The sequence below is a fragment of the Nocardia sp. NPDC004340 genome (assembly GCF_053602575.1).
Genome location: NZ_JBSGDW010000006.1, coordinates 317681 through 339746 on the forward strand (window position 1 = coordinate 317681; position 22066 = coordinate 339746).

1 protein-coding gene and 1 pseudogene are annotated in these 22066 nt (G+C 73.6%); both read right to left on the minus strand.

The window, feature by feature from the left end:
- Positions 1–63: 63 nt before the first annotated feature.
- A pseudogene (locus ACWEOI_RS25355) lies at positions 64–8790 on the minus strand (SDR family NAD(P)-dependent oxidoreductase); the annotation flags it as partial.
- Positions 8791–8840: 50 nt separating this feature from the next.
- A complete protein-coding gene (locus ACWEOI_RS25360) occupies positions 8841–22019 on the minus strand; it encodes an SDR family NAD(P)-dependent oxidoreductase (RefSeq protein ID WP_452361224.1) in 13179 nt (4392 codons plus the stop codon).
- Positions 22020–22066: the final 47 nt, after the last annotated feature.

A 22066-nucleotide genomic window follows, 5' to 3' on the forward strand; every position in this document is an offset into this window, starting at 1 on the left:
CAGTTCGGCCCACAGCACGTCGGCGGGGGCGGGCGGGCGCAGGGCGTCGAGGACGAACGCGGCCAGGTCGGCCGGGGTGGGCCGGTCGAAGACGGCGGTGGCGGGCAGCGTGGTTCCGGTCGCCAAGGAGAGCCGGTTGCGCAGCTGCACCGCGGTCATGGAGTCCATGCCGAGTTCCTGGAACGGGCGGTCGGCCTCGATGCTCAGCGGGTCGGCGATGCCGAGCACCGCGGCCAGCTGGGCGCGAACCGTGTCCACCACGGCGTTGAGCTGCTGGGTCTCGTCGAGATCGGCGAGCCGGGCCCGCAGGACCTCGGCGGTGTCGGCGGTGACGGCGGCCGGGCGAACGGGCGCGGATCGGCCGGTGTCGCCCGGTGTTTCGCTGTCGATACCGAGTTCCAGGGTCCGGAATTCGACCGCTTCGGCGCTGAACACCGGGTTCCCGGCCGGATCGGTCAGATACGCGGTGACCGTGTCCCCGTCCACCGGTCGCACGTGGGCCCGGACGGCGTCCGCGCCCGTGGCGTACAGGCGTACGTTGCGCCAGATGACCGGGGCCAGCAGCGAATCCGTGCCGAGGGTGCTCGGCAGGGCCGCGTCCAGCAGTTCCGGATGCAGGGCGAATCCGGTGGCCTGCACGGCCGATTCGGCGGGCAGGTGGTGCTCGGCGGGCTGGTCGGCCAGCACCGGGGTGCCCGGATCGCCGCCGCGGGCCAGGGCGCCGGTGGCGATGGCGGTCCAGGTGCCGCCCGCGGATCTGGCCCGGATTCCGGCGGTGCGGCGGCCGGTGTCGTCGGCCGCGCCGATGACCACGTGCAGCTGGGCCTCCTGGCCCGCGGGGACGGTGAGCGGCCGGGTCAGTTCCAGCTGTTCGATGTGGTCCGCGCCGACTTCGTCGCCGGCCCGCAGCACGAGATCGATGAGGACCGCGGGCGGGACCAGGGTGGTCGCGGGTGTGGTGTGGGAGGCCAACCAGGGCAGCGCGTTCGGGTTCAGGCCGCCGGTGAGCAGGACGCTGTCGGCGTCGGGCAGGTGCAGGACGCCGGTCAGCACGGGGTGCTCGATCGGGTCGAAACCCGAGGTGGCGGTGGAGGCGGTCGGGTGCAGCCAGTACCGGTCGCGCTGGAACGCGTAGGTGGGCAGGGCGACCCGGCGCGCGCCGGTGCCGGTGAAGAACGCCTCCCAGTCGACGGCCGCGCCGAGGGAGTGCAGCTGCGCCACACCGGCGATGAGGGTGCGGGCCTCGTCGGTGTCGCGGCGTTGCAGAGCGATGGCGGCGGTGTCGGTGACCTGGTCGGCCAGCGGCGTGAGCACCGCGTCGGGTCCGACCTCGGCCAGCACGGTGACGTCGAGGGCGGCCAGAGTGGTCGCGGCATCCGCGAACCGGACCGGCCGGCGAATCTGGTCGACCCAGTACTGCGCGGTGGTGGGCTCGGCGATCCGACCGGTGACGGTCGAGACGAACGGGATGGCCGGTGCGGAGTAGGTGACCGATTCCGCGACAGCGCGGAATTCGTCGAGCATGGGGTCCATCAGGGCCGAGTGGAAGGCGTGGCTCACCGTCAGCCGCTTGTGACGGCAGTCCAGCTGAGCGACAACCGCCAGGACGGCGTCCTCCGGGCCCGACAGGACTACGGACTCCGGACCGTTCACCGCCGCGATCGACACCGACTCACCGAGCAGCGGCAGCACCGTCGCTTCGGACACCGAGACCGCGACCATCGCACCACCCGTCGGCAACGCCTGCATCAGCGCGCCACGGGCGGCCACCAGACGGGCCGCGTCGGCGAGCGAGAGCACACCGGCCACGTGCGCGGCCGCGAACTCACCCACCGAATGCCCGGCGACGTAGTCGCAGCGAATCCCCCAGTGCGCCAGCAGTCGCGCCAAGGCGACCTCGACGGCGAACAGTGCGGGCTGGGCCATCCCGGTGCCGTCGAGACCGTCGCCGGTGGTGATCAGCTCGCGCAACGACCGGCCCAGCCGCGGGTCGAGGTGCGCGGCGGCCTCGTCGAACGCGGCGGCGAAGACCGGGAAGCGTTCGTACAGACCCATTCCCATACCGAGGCGCTGCGCGCCCTGGCCGGTGAAGACGAAGGCGGTGCCGCCCGATCGCGCGGTGACCGGCTGGGCGTCGGCGAGCGCGGCGACCAGCTCCCCGGTGTCGCCGCCGACCACGGCGGCCCGATGCTCGAAGGGGGTGCGCGCGGTGGCGAGCGAGTACGCGATATCCAGTTCCCGCACGGTCGAATTCGCGAGGAACTCCCGCAGCCGGGCCGCCTGGGCGTCGACCGCGGCCGGGGTGCGGCCGGAGATCAGCCACGGCACCACCGGCAGTTCCAGCGAGACCGCCTGCGGCTCGGCCGCTTCCGGCTCCGGGGCCTGTTCGACGATGACATGCGCGTTGGTGCCGCCGAACCCGAACGACGACACACCGGCCCGGCGCGGCTGCCCGGTCTCGGGCCAGTCCCGCACCTCGTTCAGCAGTTCCACCGACCCGGCGGACCAATCCACCTCGGGCGATGGGGTTTCCGCGTGCAGGGTGCGCGGCAGCACGCCCCGGCGCATGGCCTGGATCATCTTGATCACGCCGCCCACGCCCGCGGCCGCCTGCGAGTGCCCGAAGTTGGACTTGAGCGAGCCCAGCAGCAGCGGACGGTCCCCCGCCCGGTCGCTGCCGTAGGTGGCGAGCAGGGCCTGGGCCTCGATCGGGTCGCCGAGGCGGGTGCCGGTGCCGTGGCCCTCGACCGCGTCGACCTCGGAGGCGAGCAGGGCGGCGTCGGCGAGCGCGTCGCGGATGACGCGTTCCTGGGAGGGGCCGTTGGGCGCGGTCAGCCCGTTGGAGGCGCCGTCCTGGTTGACGGCCGAGCCGCGCAGCACGGCCAGCACCTCGCGGCCCTCGCGGCGCGCGTCGGAGAGTCGTTGCAGCGCGAGCAGTCCCGCGCCTTCGGCCCAGCCGGTGCCGTCGGCGCCCGCGCCGAAGGACCGGCACCGGCCGTCCACCGACAGCCCGCGCAGGCGGGAGAACTCCACGAACGCCTGCGGCGTGGACATGACGGTCACACCGCCGGCCAAGGCCAGATCGCATTCGCCGCGGCGCAGGGACTGCGCGGCCAGGTGCAGCGCCACCAGGGACGACGAGCAGGCCGTGTCGACCGAGATCGCGGGTCCTTCCAGGCCCAGCGAGTAGGCCAGGCGGCCCACCGCGATGCTGCCCGCGCTGCCGGCGAACAGGTAGCCCTCGTGTTCGCCGCCGACGCCGGGGCGAGCGCCGTAGTCGGAGTACATCACGCCCGCGAACACGCCGGTCCGGGAGCCGCGCAGGCTGCGGGGCACGATGCCCGCGGATTCCAGTGCTTCCCAGCCGGTTTCGAGGAGCATGCGCTGCTGTGGGTCGACGGCCAGGGCCTCGCGCGGGGACAGTCCGAAGAAGCCCGCGTCGAACAGGTCGGCGTCCATCAGGAATCCGCCGCCGCGGCTGTAGGACCGGCCGGCCTGTTCGGCGTCGCTGTCGAACAGCGAGCCCAGATCCCAGCCGCGGTTGGTCGGGAATTCCGAGACCGCGTCGACGCCACGGAACACGAGGTCCCACAGCTGTTCCGGATCGGTGACGCCGCCGGGGTAGCGGCAGCCGACGCCGACGATGGCGATCGGTTCGTCGTCCCGGGCGGCCACCGTGGCCGTCGCCACGGCCTGCGGCTTCGCGCCGACCAGCTCACCGGACAACCGCTCCGACAGGGTGGCGGGCGTCGGGTAGTCGAAGACCAGGGTGGCGGGCAGACGCACGCCGGTGGCCTCGGTCAGCCGGTTGCGCAGTTCGACCGCGGTCAGCGAATCGAACCCGAGATCCTGGAAGGACCGGTCCGCGCCGACGCCGCTGGAGCCCGAATGTCCCAGGACCGCGGCGGCATTGGTGCGGACCAGGTCCAGCAGGGCCGCGGCGCGCTCGGTCTCGGACAGCTGGGCCAGGCGGGCGGCGAACCCGTCGCGGGGAGCCTTACGGGCGCGGGTCACGGGGGCCAGGCGGCGGAACATCGCCGGGACGTCGCCGGAGGACCGCAGGGCGGCGGTGTCGAGGCCGGTGACCGCGAGCAGCGGGACGTCGAGGGCCGTGGCCACGTCGAAGGCGTGCAGCCCGGCGGCGGTCGGCAGCGGCAGGACGCCGATGCGGCGGATGCGCTCGCGGTCGACGGCGCTCATCTCGTCGGTGATGCCGCTGGCCTGCTCCCACAGGCCGTAGGCGATGGACACCGCGGGCAGCCCGAGCGAGCGGCGGTGCTCGGCGAGCGCGTCCAAGAAGGTGTTGGCGGCGGCATAGTTCGCCTGGCCCGCCGTGCCGACCAGACCGGCCAGCGACGAGAACAGCACGAACGCACCGAGATCCAGGTCGCGGGTGGCCCGGTGCAGCGCCCAGGCCGCGTCGACCTTGGGCCGCAGCACACCGGTGACCTGGTCGGGGGTCAGTGATTCCACGATGCCGTCGGCGAGCACGCCCGCGGTGTGCACGACCGCGCGCACCGGGTGCGCGGCGACGACGGCGGCCAGCTCGGCCGGATCGGTGACATCGCAGGCGAGGATCGTGACTTCCGCTCCGCGGTCGGTCAATTCGGTCCGCAGGTCGGTCGCGCCGGGCGCGTCGGGACCGCGGCGGCTCAGCAGCAGCAGCGCGCGGGTGCCGTGGGTGTCGACCAGGTGCCGGGCGAGGGCCGCGCCGAGCGTGCCGGTGCCGCCGGTGATCAGTACCGTGCCCTGCGTCCACGGGTCGGTGTCGACGGTGGCGGCGCGGGCGCGGATCAGGCGCGGGACATGCAGCGCCCCGGCGCGAATCGCCACCTGCGGCTCACCGCTCGCGATGGCGGCGTCGAGGGCATCCCACGAACCGGGGTCCGCGTCGACGTCGATGAGGGTGAAGCGGTCCGGGTGTTCGGTCTGGGCCGCGCGGACCAAGCCCCAGGCTCCGGCCTGCGGCAGGTTCGCGGCGGCGGGACCGGCCGCGGACTCGGTGAGGAACACCAGCCGGGAATTCGCGAACCGTTCGTCGAGGATGGCGGTGCGCACGACCGCGAGGGTGCGGTGAACGACATCGTGTGCAGCGGAAGGAATCTCCGTGGCCTGGTCGGCGGCGGGCAGCCTGACCACGACCGCGGCGGGTGTGCCGGTGACCTCGTCCAGCTCGGCGTATCGGGTGTCCATGCCCGGCACCTCGCCGACCGCCACCCACCCGGTGCGATCGGATGTCGCGGCGGGAGTGGGGATTTCGCTCCACTCCAGTTCGAACAGCGTCTGGTCCGCGCCGGCTGCGGCCTGCGGGCGCAGGGCCAGGGCGTCCACGGCGAACAGGGTCGCGCCGGATTCGTCGGCGATGAGCATGGCGACCGCGTCGCGCCCGGCCGGGGTGATCCGGACCCGCAGCGCCGTCGCCGGGAATTCGGGGATCGTCACCCCGGACCACGAGAACGGCAGCAGCGCGGGACGATCGGTGTCGGAGATGCCCGGGACCAGGGCGTGCGCCGCGGCGTCGAGCAGGGCGGGGTGCACGGTGAACCGGTCGGCCCCGGCGGCGTACTCGTCGTCGAGGGCGAGTTCGGCGAACAGGTCCTCGCCGCGCCGCCACAGCTTGCGCAGGCCGTTGAACACCGGGCCGTATTCGTAGCCGTGGTCGGCCGCGCGATCGTAGGCCCCGGTGAGGTCGACCTCCTGCGCGCCGCGCGGGGGCCACTCGCCGATGACGCCGGGGGCGATGCTCGGGTCGGCCCCGTCCAGCAGGCCGGTGGCGTGCAGTCGCCAGTCCTGGCCGCCCGCAACACGGGAGCGGATCTCCACCTGCCGCTTGCCGTCGCCGTCGGCGGCGGCGATGCTGACCCGGATCGTCACCGGCTGATCGGTGAGTTCCAGCGGCGCGGCGATGGTGAATTCCTCGACCCGGGAAGGCTCTTCGGCGATTTCCGCGGCGGCCCGGAAGGCCAGCTCGAGCAGCAGCGTGCCGGGGACGATGGTGGCGCCGTCGATGGTGTGCTGGGTCAGCCAGGGCTGGGTATTGGGGTCGAGCACACCGGTGAGCAGCGCGCCGCCGATGTCGGACAGGTGCAGCACGCCGGTGAGGATCGGGTGGTCGACCGGGTCGAAACCCGAGGCGGCCGAAGCCGTATTGGGGTGCAGCCAGTACCGCTCGCGCTGGAACGCGTAGGTGGGCAGCGCGACCCGGCGGGCGCCGGTGCCGGCGAAGAACGCCTCCCAGTCGACGCCGATGCCGTGTGTGTGCAGGCCGGCGAGGCCGCGGACGAGGGTGTCGGCTTCGGCGCTGTCGCGGCGCTGCAGCGCGATCGCGGAGGTGTCGGTGACGGCTTCCAGCAGCGGGGTGAGCACGGCGTCGGGGCCGATCTCCGCGATGGCGCTGACGCCGAGTCCGGCGAGCGTCGTGGCGGCGTCGGCGAAGCGGACGGCCCCGCGCACCTGGTCCACCCAGTAGTCCGCGCCCGCCGGCTCGGTGACCTGGCCGGTGAGCGTGGAGACGAACGGGATGGTGGACGGCGAGTAGGTGATGGTCTCGGCGGCCGCGCGGAACTGCTCGAGCATGGGGTCCATCAGGGCCGAGTGGAAGGCGTGGCTCACCGTCAGCCGCTTGTGACGGCAGTCCAACCGGTCCACGACGGCCAGGACGGCGTCCTCGGGACCGGACAGGACGACCGACTCCGGACCGTTCACCGCCGCGATCGACACCGAATCACCCAGCAGCGGAAGCACCGTCGCCTCCGACACCGAGACCGCGACCATCGCACCACCCGTCGGCAGCGCCTGCATCAACGCGCCACGCGCGGCCACCAGGCGAGCGGCGTCGGCGAGCGAGAGCACACCGGCCACGTGCGCGGCCGCGAACTCACCCACCGAATGGCCAGCCACCGCGCGGACATTCACGCCCCAGGAGCGCAGCAGCCGCCACTGGGCGACCTCGACGGCGAACAGCGCGGGCTGAGCCATCCCGGTGCCGTCGAGCCCCTCACCGCTCGTGATCAGTTCCCGCAGCGAGCGGCCGAGCAGCGGATCCAGCAGGGCCGCGATCTCGTCCAGGGCCTCGGCGTAGACCGGGAAGCGGGCCGCCAGTTCCGCGCCCATGCCGATCCGCTGCGCGCCCTGACCGGTGAAGACCACGCCCAGCCCGCCGTCACCGGCGATGATGGGCGCGGTGTCGGCGGCGTCCGCGCCCGGCCACAACACGGTGCGGTGCTCGAAGGCGGTGCGCGTGGAGGCCAGCGAGTAGGCGATATCCAGTTCACCGGCGGGCGAACCCGCCACGTACTCACGCAGTCTGGCGGTCTGCGCTTCGACAGCCTCGGGGGTGCGGCCCGAGACGAGCCACGGCACGACGGGCAGTTCCACCGTGACCGGTTGCGGCTCAGCGGTTTCCAGTACCGGAGCCTGTTCGACGATCACGTGCGCGTTGGTGCCGCCGAAACCGAACGAGGACACACCGGCCCGGCGCGGCTGCCCGGTCTCGGGCCAGTCCCGCGGCTCGACGAGCAGCTCCACCTCCCCCGAGGACCAATCCACTTCGGGGGTGGGGGTTTCCGCGTGCAGGGTGCGGGGCAGCACGCCGTGCCGCATGGCCTCGATCATCTTGATCACGCCGCCCACGCCCGCGGCGGCCTGGGAATGCCCGAAGTTGGACTTCAGCGAGCCCAGCAGCAGCGGCTGCCGGCCGGCCCGATCGCTGCCGTAGGTGGCCAGCAGGGCCCGCGCCTCGATCGGGTCGCCGAGCCGGGTGCCGGTGCCGTGGCCCTCCACGGCGTCGACCTCACTGGCCGACAGGCGGCTGTCGGCCAGGGCCGCCCGGATGACGCGCTCCTGCGCGGGGCCCGACGGCGCGGTCAGTCCGTTGGAGGCGCCGTCCTGATTGATCGCGCTGCCGCGGATGACCGCCAGGACTTCACGCCCCGCGGCCACCGCGTCCGACAAGCGTTGCAGCACCAGCAAACCAGCGCCTTCGGCCCAGCCGGTGCCATCGGCGCCGGCGCCGTAGGAGCGGCAGCGGCCGTCCTCCGACAGACCGCGCAGGCGTGAGAACTCCACGAACGCCTGCGGCGTCGACATCACCGTGACGCCACCGGCCAGCGCCAGGTCGCATTCCCCGCGCCGCAGGGACTGCGCCGCCAGGTGCAGCGCCACGAGCGAGGACGAGCACGCGGTGTCGACGGAGATCGCCGGACCCTCCAGGCCCAGCAGGTACGCCAGGCGGCCCACGGCGATACTGCCCGCGCTACCGGCGAACAGATACCCCTCGAACTCCCCGCCCACTCCGGGCCGCGCGCCGTAGTCGGAGTACATGAGCCCGGCGAACACACCGGTCTGGGTGCCGCGCAGCGCGCGCGGCACCAGTCCCGCCGATTCCAATGCCTCCCAGCCGGTTTCGAGCAGCAGCCGCTGCTGTGGGTCCATGGCCAGCGCCTCGCGCGGGGACAGTCCGAAGAAGCCCGCGTCGAACCGGTCCGCGTCGAGGAGGAATCCGCCGCCGCGGCTGTAGGACCGGCCCGCCTGCGCGGCGTCGCTGTCGAACAGCGAGCCCAGGTCCCAGCCGCGGTTGGTCGGGAATTCCGAGACCGCGTCCGCGCCCCGGGTGACCAGGTCCCACAGTCCCGCCGGGTTCACGACCCCGCCCGGGTAGCGACATCCCAGTCCCACGACGGCGATCGGCTCACGCATCGATTCCTCGACGGCGGCCAGCTGCTTGCGGGCCTGGTGGGAATCCGCGATCGCACGCTTGAGGTATTCGCGCAGCTTCGCCTGGTCGGACATCGGCCGCCGCCTTTCGGTTGAGGTCGGAAGAGGAAGGGAGGTAGGGGAATTCAGTCGAGCTCATCGATGAGCGCGTAGAGCTCGTCGTCGGTCGCCGCGTCGAGATCGCCCTCGAAGCCGGTGTCGGCGGTGACCAGGCTCAGCAGTTCCCGCAGCCGGGCCGCGATGGCCGCGGCCTGGCCGGTGGCGGTGTCGGTCAGCGCGGCCGTGATGGACGGGCGCAGGCCGTCGATCAATTCGAGGACCGGCACTTCGGTGGTGCCGGTGTCGAATCCGAGCTGTCCGGCCAGGTGTTCGGCCAGGGCCGCCGGGTTGGCGTGATCGAAGATCAGCGTGGCGGGCAGCGCCATGCCGAGCGCCTTGCCGAGGTCGTTGCGCAGCTCGACCGCCATGAGCGAGTCGAAACCGAGCTCCTGGAAGGACCGGTCCCGGGTGACGGCGGAGTCGTCGGCGTGACCCAGGGCCGCGGCGGCGCGGGCCCGGACCAGATCGGCGAGCGCCTGGATGCGCGCGTCGGGGTCGAGTCCGGCGAGCCGGGCCGTCAGATCCGGTGCGGCCGAGGCCGCCGCGGCGGCGCGGCGCGCCTTGGTGCGCACCAGGTCCCGCAGCGGTGCGGGCACCCCGGACTCGTTGGCGCGCAGGGCTTCCTGGTCGATCCGGGTCACCGCGAGCACCGGTTCCCCGGTGCGGACGGCGGCGTCGAACAGCTCCAGGGCCTCGGCCGGGTCGAGGGGCAGCAGGCCCGAGCGGGCGAGCCGCCGCAGGTCCACGTCCTCGAGGTGGCCGCTGAGTTCGCTGCTCCCGGCCCACAATCCCCACGCCAGCGAGGTCGCGGGCAGGCCCTGGGCGTGGCGGTGCTCGGCGAGACCGTCCAGGTAGGTGTTGGCGGCCGCGTAGTTCGCCTGGCCGGCGGTGCCGAGCAGGCCCGCCACCGAGGAGTACAGGACGAAGGCCGAGGGCTGGTGGGCGAGGGTGAGGTCGTGCAGGTGCCAGGCCGCGTCGAGCTTGGGCCGCAGCACCCGGTCGAGTTGTTCGCGGGTGAGGGCGGTGACGACACCGTCCTCGGTGAGGCCCGCGGTGTGCACGACCGCGCCGATGGTGCGGTCGTCGATGGCGGCGGCGAGCGCGGCGCGGTCGGTCACGTCGGCGGCGACGATGGCGACCCGTGCCCCGAATTCGGCCAGCTCCGAGCTCAATTCGGCCGCACCGGGAGCGGCGGGGCCGCGGCGGCTGAGCAGCAGCAGGTCCCGGGCGCCGTGCTCGGCCACCAGGTGGCGGGCCAGCAGGGCGCCCAGGGTGCCGGTGCCGCCGGTGATCAGGACCGTGCCCCGCGACCAGTCCGGGGTCTCCCCCGCCACCTGCCGCATCCGCTCGAGGCGGGGCGCGAACAGTTCGCCGTCGCGCACCACGACGTGCGGTTCACCCGTGGCGGCGGCCCGGTCCAGGACGTCGCGTGAGCGTTCGGACTCGTCGATCTCGACGACGGTGACCCGGCCCGGGTTCTCCGCCTCCGCCGACCGGACCAGGCCGCGGATGCCCGCGTGGCCGAGTTCGCCCGCGGCGGTGACGATCGCGAGCCGCTGCCCCTCGGACTGCGCGAGCCAGTCGCGGATGGTCTCCAGGGTGGCGTGCAGCACGGCCTTGGGCAGGCCGGTGGGCGCTTCGATGATCTGCACCCCGACGCCGTCGCCCTCGGTCCGCACCGGCCGCAGCCGCGGCACGAGCAGACCGTCCACCTCGGTGGCGGCCGTGACGGCCGTGCGAGCCCGCAGGACCAGTGAATCGACGGTGGCCACCGGTGCTCCGGCCGGATCGTCGGCGTGCAGCGACACCCGCAGCGCGTCGGCGCCGGCGTCCTCCACGTCGATGCGCACCCGGAGCGCGGTCGCTCCGGTCGCGTGGATCCGCACGCCGCTCCAGGCGAAGGGCAGCCACGACCGGGCCGACTCGTCGGTGACGCCCGGCAGCAGCGCGTGCAGCGCGGCGTCGAGCAGGGCCGGGTGCAGGTCGACGTGATCGCCGTGGCGCGCCTCCGGGAGTTCGACCGCGACGAACAGGGATTCGCCGGTGCGGCGCACCCGTTGCAGCCCCTGGAACGCGGGACCGTACTGGTAGCCGAGGTCGTGCAGCCGCTCGTAGACACCGGTGAGGCCGAACTCGGAGTCGTCGATCGCGCCGACCGTGCCCGCGGTGCGGTCCTCGGTGCGGGCGACCACGAATCCACTGGCGTGCGTGACCCATTCGCCGTCGTCGGTGCGACGCGAGTGGACTTCGGCGCTGCGGCGGCCCAGTTCGTCGGGCAGCCCGATGCCGACCTGGACGGTGGCGCCGCCCGGCGGCAGCACCAGCGGCGCGCCGATGGTGAGTTCGGCCAGCTCGTCGCAGCCGACCCGGCCCGCGGCGTGCAGGACCATGTCGACCAGCGCGGTGCCCGCCACGACCGGCAGGCCGTCGAGGGCGTGATCGGCCAGCCACGGCACGGATTCGACGCTCAGGCGCGTGGTGAACCGGACCTCGTCGCGATTCGCGATCGGGACGGCCGCGCCCAGCAGCTCGTGGTCGGCGGCACCCAGGCCCAGACCGGCGAGATTCAGCGTCCGGGCGGCGGGTTCGAGCCAGTACCGCTTGTGCTGGAAGGGATAGGTGGGCGCGGCGACTCGGCGCGCGCCGGTGTACAGGCTGTCCCAGTCCACGCGGTGGCCGCGCATCCCCGCGATCGCCACCGCCGCGGTCAGGGTCTGCCGCTCCGAACGGCCACGACGCAGCACGGGCGCGGCGAAACCGTCGGTGGCGGTGAGGGTCTGCTGCGCCAGCGCGGAGAGCACCCCGTCGGGACCGATCTCCACGAAGTCGGTGACGCCGGCGCTCTCGAGGTAGCGGATGCCGTCGAGGAAGCGCACCGCGAGGCGGATGTGGCGGACCCAGTACCCGGGGTCGGTCACCTCCTCCACGGTGGCCAGGGTTCCGGTGACATTGGAGACCAGGGGAATGGTCGGCGGCCGGAAGTCCAGATGCGCGATGGCGCGGTGGAATTCGTCGAGCACGTCGTCCATGTGCGGGGAGTGGAAGGCATGGCTGACCGGCAGCTGCCGCACCTTGCGGCCGCGTTCGCGCCACAGCTCGGCGACCGCGGCGGCCGCGTCGGCGTCACCGGAGATGACGGTCGAACGCGGACCGTTGATCGCGGCGATCACCACGGCGTCGCCGTATCCCGCCAGGTCCGGGGCCAGCTCCGCCTCGGTGGCCTCGACGGCGATCATCGCGCCGTGCGAGCGGGCCGCCTGCATGAGCCGTCCGCGCGCCGAGACCAGTGTCGCGGCGTCGGCCAGGTCGAGCACCCCGGCGGCGTGCGCGGCGGCGACCTCGCCGATCGAGTGGCCGGTCAGGTAATCCGGTCGCAGACCGTGACTTTCGACGGTCCGGTACAGGGCCGTCTCGACGGCGAACAGCGCGGCCTGCGCGAAATGCGTCTGGTCGAGCAGCGCCGAGTCGGCGGAGTCCTCCGGAGCGAACAGCACCTCGCGCAGCGGGCGCGCCAGACCGGGGTCCAGCAGCGCGCAGATCTCGTCGAAGACGCCCGCGAAAACCGGTGAGGTCTCGTACAGTTCGCGGCCCATCCCGAGCCGCTGACTGCCCTGACCGGTGAACAGCATGCCCAGCTTCCCGCGCGATCCCCGCTGCGCCCGGGCGACGGCGGTGTTCGGCCGGTCCGCAGCGATGTCGTCGAGGGCCCGGGCCAGCTCGGCGGGGTCACCGGTGATGGCGGCGCGCACATCGTGCCGCGCGCGTCCGGTCGCCAGGGTGAGGCCGAGATCGGCCGGGCGGGCGTCGGTTTCGGCCAGGTGGTCGCGCAGCCGGGCGGCGACCTCCCGCAGTCCGGCGTCGTCCTTGGCGGACAGGATCCAGGGCACCGGCTGCTCCGGCGCGACCGCGACGGCGGTCCGCGGGGCGGGCTGCTCGAGAATGACGTGCGCGTTGGTGCCGCTGACACCGAAGGATGACACACCGGCCCGGCGCGGCTGGCCGGTCTCCGGCCACGGCCGGGCCTCGGTCAGCAGGCGCACCGCGCCCGAGGACCAGTCCACGTGCGGGCTGGGCGTTTCGGCGTGCAGGGTGCGCGGCAGCACACCCCGGCGCATGGCCTCGATCATCTTGATCACGCCGCCCACGCCCGAAGCCGCCTGCGAGTGACCGATATTCGACTTCAGCGATCCGAGCCACAGCGGGCGGTCGTCCGCGCGGTCGCTGCCGTAGGTGGCGAGCAGTGCCTGCGCTTCGATCGGGTCGCCCAGCCGGGTGCCGGTGCCGTGCGCCTCCACCGCGTCCACCTCGGCGGCGGACAGTCCGGCGTCGGCCAGGGCCGCGCGGATCACCCGCTCCTGCGCGGGGCCGGAGGGCGCGGTGAGGCCGTTGGACGCGCCGTCCTGGTTGACGGCGGTGCCGCGCAGCACGGCCAGCACCTCGTGTCCGGCGGCGCGGGCGTCGGAGAGTCGTTGCAACACGACCAGTCCCACGCCCTCGGACCAGCCGGTGCCGTCGGCGTCGGCGCCGAACGCCTTGCAGCGGCCGTCGGCGGACAGGCCGCGCTGCCGGGAGAACTCGACGAAGGTGTTCGGGGTGGACATGACGGTGACGCCGCCGGCGACCGCGAGATCGCACTCGCCGCTGCGCAGCGACTGCGCGGCCAGGTGCATGGCCACCAGCGAGGACGAGCAGGCGGTGTCGACCGTGATCGCGGGACCCTCGAAGCCGAAGGTGTAGGCCAAGCGGCCGGAGATCACGCTGGACAGGTTGCCCGCCAGCAGCAGGCCCTCGAATTCGCCCGCCGCGCCCTGCACCCGGATGGCGTAGTCGTCGTACATGGCGCCGGTGAAGACGCCGGTGCGGCTGCCGCGCAGGGTCGCCGGGTCGATGGCCGCGTATTCCATGGCCTCCCAGGCGGTTTCGAGCAGCAGGCGCTGCTGCGGGTCCGTGGCCGTGGCCTCGCGCGGGGAGATGCCGAAGAAGTCGGCGTCGAACAGGTCTGCGTCGTAGAGGAAGCCGCCGTTCTTGGTCGAGGAGGTGCCCGGCCGTTCGGAGCGCGGATCGTAGAGTTCGTCCACGTTCCAACCCCGGTTGACCGGGAACTCGCCGATGGCGTCGACGCCGTCGGCGACGAGCTGCCACAGGTGGCCCGGTGTGCGGACGTCGCCGGGATAGCGGCAGGCCATGCCGACGATCACGATCGGATCGTCCTGGGCTGCACGAGCTTTCACCGCCACCGTGGCGGCGGCGGGCTGCTTCGGCCGCAGCAGTTCCCCCAGGTGGGTGGCCAGCGCGGTCGGCGACGGGTGGTCGAACACGACGGTCGCGCCCAGGGTGAAACCGGTCTCGGCGCCGATCCGGTTGCGCAGTTCGAGCCCGGCCAGCGAGTCGAAGCCCAGTTCCCGGAAGGCGCTGTCGGCGTCGAGGCCGGAGGCCGAATCATGGCCCAGCACGGCGGCGCTCACGCTCAGCACGTACTCCAGCAGCGCGTCGGCGCGCCGGTCGTCGGCGAGGGCGGTCATGCGGTCGGCCCAGGTGCCGCCCGCGGTCCGGTTCGCGCGGCGCACGGGTGCGCGCAGGATGGCCGGGGCGGCCGCGGCGGGCACGCCGTAGTCGATGGTCGCCGCGACCACGACCGGTTCGGGGCTGCCGAGCGCGGCGTCGAACAGCGCCAGACCCGCCTCGACCGTCAACGGCGGTGCGCCCAAGCGCTTCCACCGGTCGATATCGGCGGCGGACAGACCCGTCCCCATGCCGACCGAGGTGTCCCACAGACCCCACGCCAGGGAGCGCGCGGGCAGGCCCGCGGCGGCGCGATGGGCGGCGAGGCCGTCGAGATAGGCGTTGGCGGCGGCGTAATTGCCCTGTCCCGCCGTGCCGATGGTGCCCGACAGCGAGGAGAACAGGATGAACGCGTCGAGATCCAGTGCGGCCGTGGCCCGGTGCAACTGCCAGGCGGCGTCGACCTTCGGGTGCAGCACGGTGTGGATCTGCTCGGCGGTCAGCGTGTCGATCATGGCGTCGGCGAGCGTGCCCGCGGCATGCACGACCACCCGCAGCGGACGGTCGCCGGGGATCGCGGCGAGGACTCCGGCAACGGCGTTCGGGTCGGCCATATCGGCGGCGAGCACCTCGACGGTCGCACCGGCGGCGCGCAGGTCGGCGGTCAGGTCCTCCGCGCCCGGGGTGGCCGGGCCGCGGCGGCTGACCAGCAACAGGTGGCGCACACCGTGTTCGGCGACCAGGTGGCGGGCGAACAGCGCGCCGAGTCCGCCGGTGCCGCCGGTGATCAGCGCGGTGCCGTCGGTGCGGATCGGGACGCCGGTGAATTCGGTTGTGCGCGTGGCGACCCGGGGGATGTGCAGCGCGCCGTCGCGGACGGCGAGCTGGGCCTCCCCGGTGGCAGCGGCGCGGTTCGGCCACTCCCCGATCTCGTCCCGCGCCGGAATGTCGAGCACCAGCACCCGTCCGGGGTGTTCGGTGGCGGCGACGCGGGCGAGGCCCCATACGGCGGCGCCGGCGAGGTCGTCGACCCGCTCGCCCGCGGTGGTGGCCACCGCGCCACGGGTGACGAGGACGAGCGGCGAGCTCGCCTCGGCCAGGTGGCGCTGGATCGATTCGGTGGCCAGGATCGTGGCCGCGTGCACCTGTTCGGGGGTGTCTCCGGGTTCGAGGACCAGGGTCTCGACTTCGGTTCCGGTGGACTCGGATTCGGGCAGCGGCTGCCAGGCCAGGGCGTAGAGCGGCGGCCTGGTGACCAAGCCCTCGACGGCGGTGGGCCGGAAGTCCAGCGCCCCGATGACGGCGACCGGGGTGCCGTCGTCGGTGGTGACGGTGATCTCGGCCGACGTCCGGCCGGTGCGGATCAGGCGGGCCCGCAGGGCGCTCGCGCCCGGAAGGCTCACGCGCACCGCGGAGAACGCGTACGGCAGCAGCATCTCCCGGGGCCCGGCGGCATCGGCCAGATCCAGCACCAGCGGATGCAGGACGGCGTCGAGCAGCGCGGGATGGAGGCCGTAGCGACCGGCCTCGTCGACGCGGGCATCGGGCAGCCGGACTTCCGCGAACAGCGCGTCGTCGGTGCGCCACCAGCGGGTCAGGCCGCGGAAGGCGGGCCCGTACTGGTAGCCGACGCCGGCGAGCCGGTCGTAGGCGTGCTCGATCGGCTCCTCGACGGCATCCGGCGCGGGCCACTCGTCGCCGAGCCCGGGGGCGGGCGCGGCGGCGAGGTCGAAGAAGCCGGAGGCGTGCCGCGACCAGGGCGCGTCCTCGGCGGTCCGGGCGTGGATCGTGAAGGGCCGCCGCTCGTTCGCGCCGACGGTGCCGGCGATCAGCTGCACCTCGACCGAACCGTCGAGCGGCAGTGCGGCTTCCACCACGACTTCGGAGACCTGCTCGGCGCCCAGCAGATTCGCCGCGGCGACCGCGAAGTCCACGAAGGCGGCGGCGGGCAGGATCGGCGCACCTGCGATGACGTGGTCGCGCAGCCAGCCGTGTTCGGCGGTGGTCAGGGTGCCGCTGAAGAGCACCTCGTCCCGGTCCGCGCGATCCACCCGGGTGGTGAGGATCGGATGCCCGGCGGCGGGCCGCTCGGTACCGCCGCGCAGCCAGTAGCTGCCGCGCTGGAACGCGTAGGTGGGCAATTCGACCGTGGCCGAATGCGATTCGACCAGGGCGGTCAGGTCGGCGGGCGCGCCGTGGACGTGCGCGGTGGCCAGACCGGTCACGAAGGTGTCGTCCTCGGAGCGGCCGCGGCGCAGCAGGGGCACCGCGATCGACGCCGGGGTCGCGAAGGACTCACGGGCCATGGCGGTGAGCACCGCGTCGGGGCCGATCTCCACGAACAGCCGGATATCGTCGTCCTCGAGCCGGCGCACGGCGTCCAGGAAGCGCACGGTGCCGCGCAGCTGACGCACCCAGTAGTCGGGCGAGGTGAGGTCGGCCTGCTCGGGCGAGAGCGCGGACACCACGGGAATCACGGGTTCGGTGAAGGACACCGACTCGGCGACGGCCCGGAACTCCGCCAGCGCGGAATCCATGTGCGCGGAGTGGAAGGCGTGGCTGACCCGCAGCGTGTGGGTGCGGTGACCCGCGGCCCGCCAGCGCTCGGCGACGGCCTCGGCGGCGTCGGTGTCACCGGAGATCACCACGGAGGCGGGTCCGTTCACCGCCGCGATATCCACCGCGTACCCGTCGAGGGAGGCGGCCACCTCGTCGGCGGGCGCGCCGATGGCGATCATCGCCCCACCCGCGCGCGCCGCCTGCATCAGCCGACCGCGTGCGGCGACCAGCTTCGCGGCGTCGGCGAGTCCGATGCCGCCGGCGACGTGCAGCGCCGCCAGCTCACCGATCGAATGACCGGCCACCGCATCGGGAATCAGGCCCAGCTCACGGCACAGCGCGGCGAGCGCCACCTCCACCGCGAACAGGGCGGGCTGGGTGTACTCGGTCCGGTCCAGGGCGTCGGCGTGGTCGCGGACGACCTCGCGCAGCGGCAGCGCCAGCCACGGGTCGAAGGCCGCGCACACCTCGTCGAAGGCGGCGGCGAACGCCGGGAAGGCGGCATAGAGCTCCTGCCCCATGCCGAGACGCTGCGCGCCCTGACCGGTGAACAGGAACGCCGTGCGCACGGCACGTGCGGCCCGTCCCGAAACCAGCTGCGGCGCATCGGTTCCATCGCGCAGGGCAGCCAGACCGGCCCGGAAATCCGCGTGGGTGCGGCCGACCACGACCGCGCGTTCGGGCAGCAGCGCCCGGGTCCGCACCAGCGAGTGTGCGAACGCGCCGATCGAAGCGTCCGGCCGCGCGGCCAGGAACTCGTCCAGCTTCCCCGCCTGCCCCCGCAGGGCCTGACGGTCGCGACCCGACACGACCCAAGCCACCGGCCGAACGACCGCACCGGCCGTGGACGCGGCAGGCTTGGTTCCGGGGAATGTGGTTGGGCCGGATTCGGACTCGGCCTCCTCCAAGACCAGGTGGGCGTTGGTGCCGCTGATGCCGAAGGAGGACACGCCGGCCCGGCGCGGCTGCTCCCCGCGCGGCCAGTCACGCCGCTGGGCCAGCAGTTCGATGCTGCCCGCCGACCAGTCGACGTGCGGGGTGGGCGCGTCGAGGTGCAGGGTGCCGGGCAGCACGCCGTGCCGCATGGCCTGCACCATCTTGATCACACCGGCCACACCGGCGGCCGCCTGCGCGTGGCCGATATTGGATTTCAGCGATCCCAGGTACAGGGGCCGGCCCGAGTCACGCTGTGCGCCATAGGTCGCGAGCAGGGCGTCGGCCTCGATCGGGTCGCCCAGCGCGGTGCCGGTGCCGTGGGCCTCCACCGCGTCGACCACGCCGGCGGTCAGCCCGGCGTCGGCGAGGGCCGCGCCGATCACGCGCCGCTGCGCGGGACCGTTGGGCGCGGTCAGACCATTGGACGCGCCGTCCTGGTTGATGGCGGTGCCGCGAATGACACCGAGCACCCGGTGGCCATGGCGGCGCGCGTCGGAGAGCCGTTCCAGCAGCAGCACGCCCGCGCCCTCGGCCCACGCCGTGCCGTCGGCGGCGGCCGCGAACGGCTTGCAGCGGCCGTCGGGCGCGAGGCCGCGCTGGCGCGAGAACTCCACGAACATGCCGGGATTGGCCATCACGGCCGCGCCACCGGCCAGCGCCAGCGCGGACTCCCCCGCCCGCAGCGAGCGCACCGCGAGGTGAATCGCGACCAGCGACGAGGAGCACGCGGTGTCCACGGTCAGCGCCGGGCCGAGCAGGCCCAGCTGGTAGGCGATGCGACCCGACATCACGCTGTTGGCGGTACCGGTCAGCACGTAGCCCTCGGTGCCCGCGGCGGGCGTGTGCATGCGCGGGCCGTAGTCCGAGACGGTCGCGCCGACGAACACGCCCGTGCGCGAACCGGCGAGCGACTGCGGATCGATGCTCGCGTGTTCGATGGCCTCCCAAGAGGTTTCGAGCAGCAGCCGCTGCTGCGGGTCCATGGCCAGCGCCTCCCGCGGCGAGATGCCGAACAGGCCCGCGTCGAACTCGTCGGCGTGCTCCAGGAAGCCGCCGAGCCGCACGTAGCTGCCGCCGGGCCGGTCCCCGTCGAAGAGGGCCTCGTCCCACCCGCGGCCGGCCGGGAATTCGGTGATGGCGTCGATGCCGTCGGCCACCACCCGCCACAGGTCGTCGGGTCCGGCGATGCCGCCGGGATAGCGGCAGGCCATGCCGACGATGGCGATGGGTTCGTCACCGGCGGCCGTGAACGCCTCGGCCGCACCGTCGTTCGCGGTGCCGGTGAGCGCGGCGTTCAGGTAGTCGATCAGGGCCGCGGGCGTCGGGTAGTCGAACAGCAGTCCGCCGGGCAGGCTCAGGTCGGTGGCGCGGGCCAGGGCCTTGCGCAGCTCGACGCCGAGCAGGGAATCGAAACCGAGGTCACGGAAGCGGGCGTGAGTGTCGACGCGTTCGATGGCGTCGAAGCCGAGCACGGCCCGGATGTGGCCGGTGACCAGCGCATTCACATCGATGTCCGCCGTGGCGCGAGCGGCGACCGCCGCCCCCTCCGGCGCGGCGGTGGCCGTCGCCCGCGAGGTCGCCGCCGACGCGACAGCTGGTACGACCGCACCGCCCAGCAGCGGATACCGGCGGCGCTGGAACGGATATGTCGGCAAATCCACGACCCGCGCACCGGCTCCGGAGAACAGTGCGGTCCAGTCGATCCGCGCGCCGCGGGTGAACAGCTGCCCCGCCGCGTTCACGATGGTGGCGGGTTCGTCGCGGTCCGGGCGCAGGGCCGGGACGGCGGTGATCCGCTCGGCGTCGAGGGCCGCGTCGGCCATCATGGCCGAGCACACCCCGTCGGGGCCGAGCTCGAATGCCAATGTCACGCCGTAGGTTTCGAGCCCACGGACGGCGTCCACGAATCGGACCGGCTGCCGGATGTGCTCCACCCAGTAGTCCGCCGACGCCCACTCCTGCGCCGGTCCCCCCGTCACCGAGGACACCGCCCGCAGGGTCGGCTGCGCGAAGGTCAGGGTACGCACCACCGCCGCGAACTCGTCGAGCATCGGCTCCATGAGCGGCGAGTGGAAGGCGTGGGAGACATTGAGCCGCTTGGTCTTCCGGCCCATGGCGGTCACCAGGGCGGCGACCTCGACCGCACCGCGGTCCTGTCCGGCGATGACGATCGCGCGCGGCCCGTTGACGGCGGCGATCCCCAGCTCGGGCAGTCCGGCCAGCAGTGGCGCGACCTCGTCCTCGGTGGCTTCCAGCGCGATCATGGCCCCGCCGCTGGGCAGCGCCTGCATGAGCCGTCCGCGCGCCGCGACCAGGGTGGCCGCGTCGGCGCGCGACAGCACCCCCGCCACGTGCGCCGCGGCGATCTCACCGATGGAGTGCCCGGCGACGAAATCCGGTGCGATGCCCCAGGATTCGATCAGCCGATACAGCGACACCTGCAGCGCGAACAGCGCGGGCTGCGCGTAGCCGGTCCGGTCCAGGTCCGCGCCGGTGGCGATGAGGTCGCGCAGCGGCCGGTCCAGGACCGGATCCAGGTGCGCGGCGATGGCGTCGAATTCCGCGGCGAAGACCGGGAATTCGCGGTAGAGCTCCAGGCCCATCCCGATCCGCTGACCGCCCTGGCCGGAGAACACCACCGCGAGCTCGCCCGGCTCGACCGAGCCGGTCACCAGCCCCGGCGCGGGCAGCCCCGCGGCGAGCGCCTCGAGCGCGCGCTTGCGGGCCGGGCCGTCGCCCGCGGCGACCACGGCGCGGTGGTCGAACGTCGTCCGGGTGGTGGCCAGCGACCAGCCCACATCGACGGGATCCTGCGAGGTGAGTTCCGCGAGCCGGGTCGCCTGGTCGGCGAGCGCTTCGGGCGTGCGCGCCGAGAGCACCCACGGCGCGACCGCGCGCGGACGGCCCGTCTCGGCCGCCGGCTCGGTCTCCGGCGCTTCGCCGACCACCAGGTGGCAGTTGGTGCCGCCCATGCCGAACGAGCTCACCCCCGCGAGCAGCGGCATGGAGGGCTCGGGCCACTCCGAAAGCTCGGTCTGCACAGCGAGATTCAGCTCGTCGAACGGGATCGCGGGGTTCGGGTCCGAGAAGTTCAGGCTCGGCGGCAGCTGCCGGTTCCGCAGGCACAGCAGCACTTTGAGCAGTCCGGCCAGCCCGGCCGCGCCCTCCAGGTGCCCGATATTGGTCTTCACCGAGCCGATCGGCAGCGGCCGGGTCCGGCCCGACCCCAGCACCGCGCCCAGCGCGGCCGCCTCGATCGGATCGCCGACCGGCGTCCCGGTGCCGTGCGTCTCGACGTACTGGACCTGCGCCGCGGACACCCCGGCCCGCCGGTACGCCTCCCGCAGGACCTGTTCCTGGGCGGCCTGCCCGGGCACCGTGAGTCCCTCGGTCGCGCCGTCGTTGTTGACCGCGCTGCCGTGGATCACGCCGTGGATGCGGTCACCGGCCGCGATGGCGTCGGCCAGCGGCTTGAGCAGCAGCGCGACCGCGCCCTCACCGCGCACGAATCCGTCGGCGCTCGCGTCGAAGGCGGCGGAGGTGCCGGTGGGCGAGAGCCCGCCGAAGCGCTCGGTCGCGACCGCTGTCGCCGCGGACAGGTTCAGGTTGACGCCGGCCACCAGGGCTGTGGACGCCTCGCCGGTGCGCAGGCTCTGGCAGGCGAGATGCACCGCCACCAGGGCCGAGGACTGCACCGAGTCGACGGTCAGGCTGGGCCCGTGCACGCCGAGGAAGTAGGAGACCCGGTTGGCGATCACGCCGCGGCTGGCGCCGGTCAGGCTGTGATGGGTGATGGCGTCCTCGGACAGGGTGCCGAGCAGGGCGGCGTAGTCGTCGCGGTGGGTGCCGACCAGCACCGCGGTGTCGCCGCCGCGGAGCTGCTCGGGCCGGGTGCCGGCGTCTTCCAGTGCCTCCCAGGCGAGTTCGAGCACCAGCCGCTGCCGCGGGTCCATCGCGGCCGCCTCGCGCGGCGAGATCCCGAAGAACGGCGCGTCGAAGCCCTCGACATCGGCCAGGAACGCGCCGCGCCGCTCGGGACGGTCGCCCGCCCCGGCGTACGCGGCGCGGTCGTCGGGCCAGGAGGAGATGGCGCTGATGCCCGAGCTCAGCAGTTCCCAGAACTCGGCGGGGTTGCCCGCGCCGGGTAGGCGGCACGCGAATCCGATGACGGCGATCCCGGCATTATCGGTGGCGTTGATGGAACTCAAAACGGCTCTCCCCCTTGCCTATTCGGCACGTGGTGTGGAAGTGACGC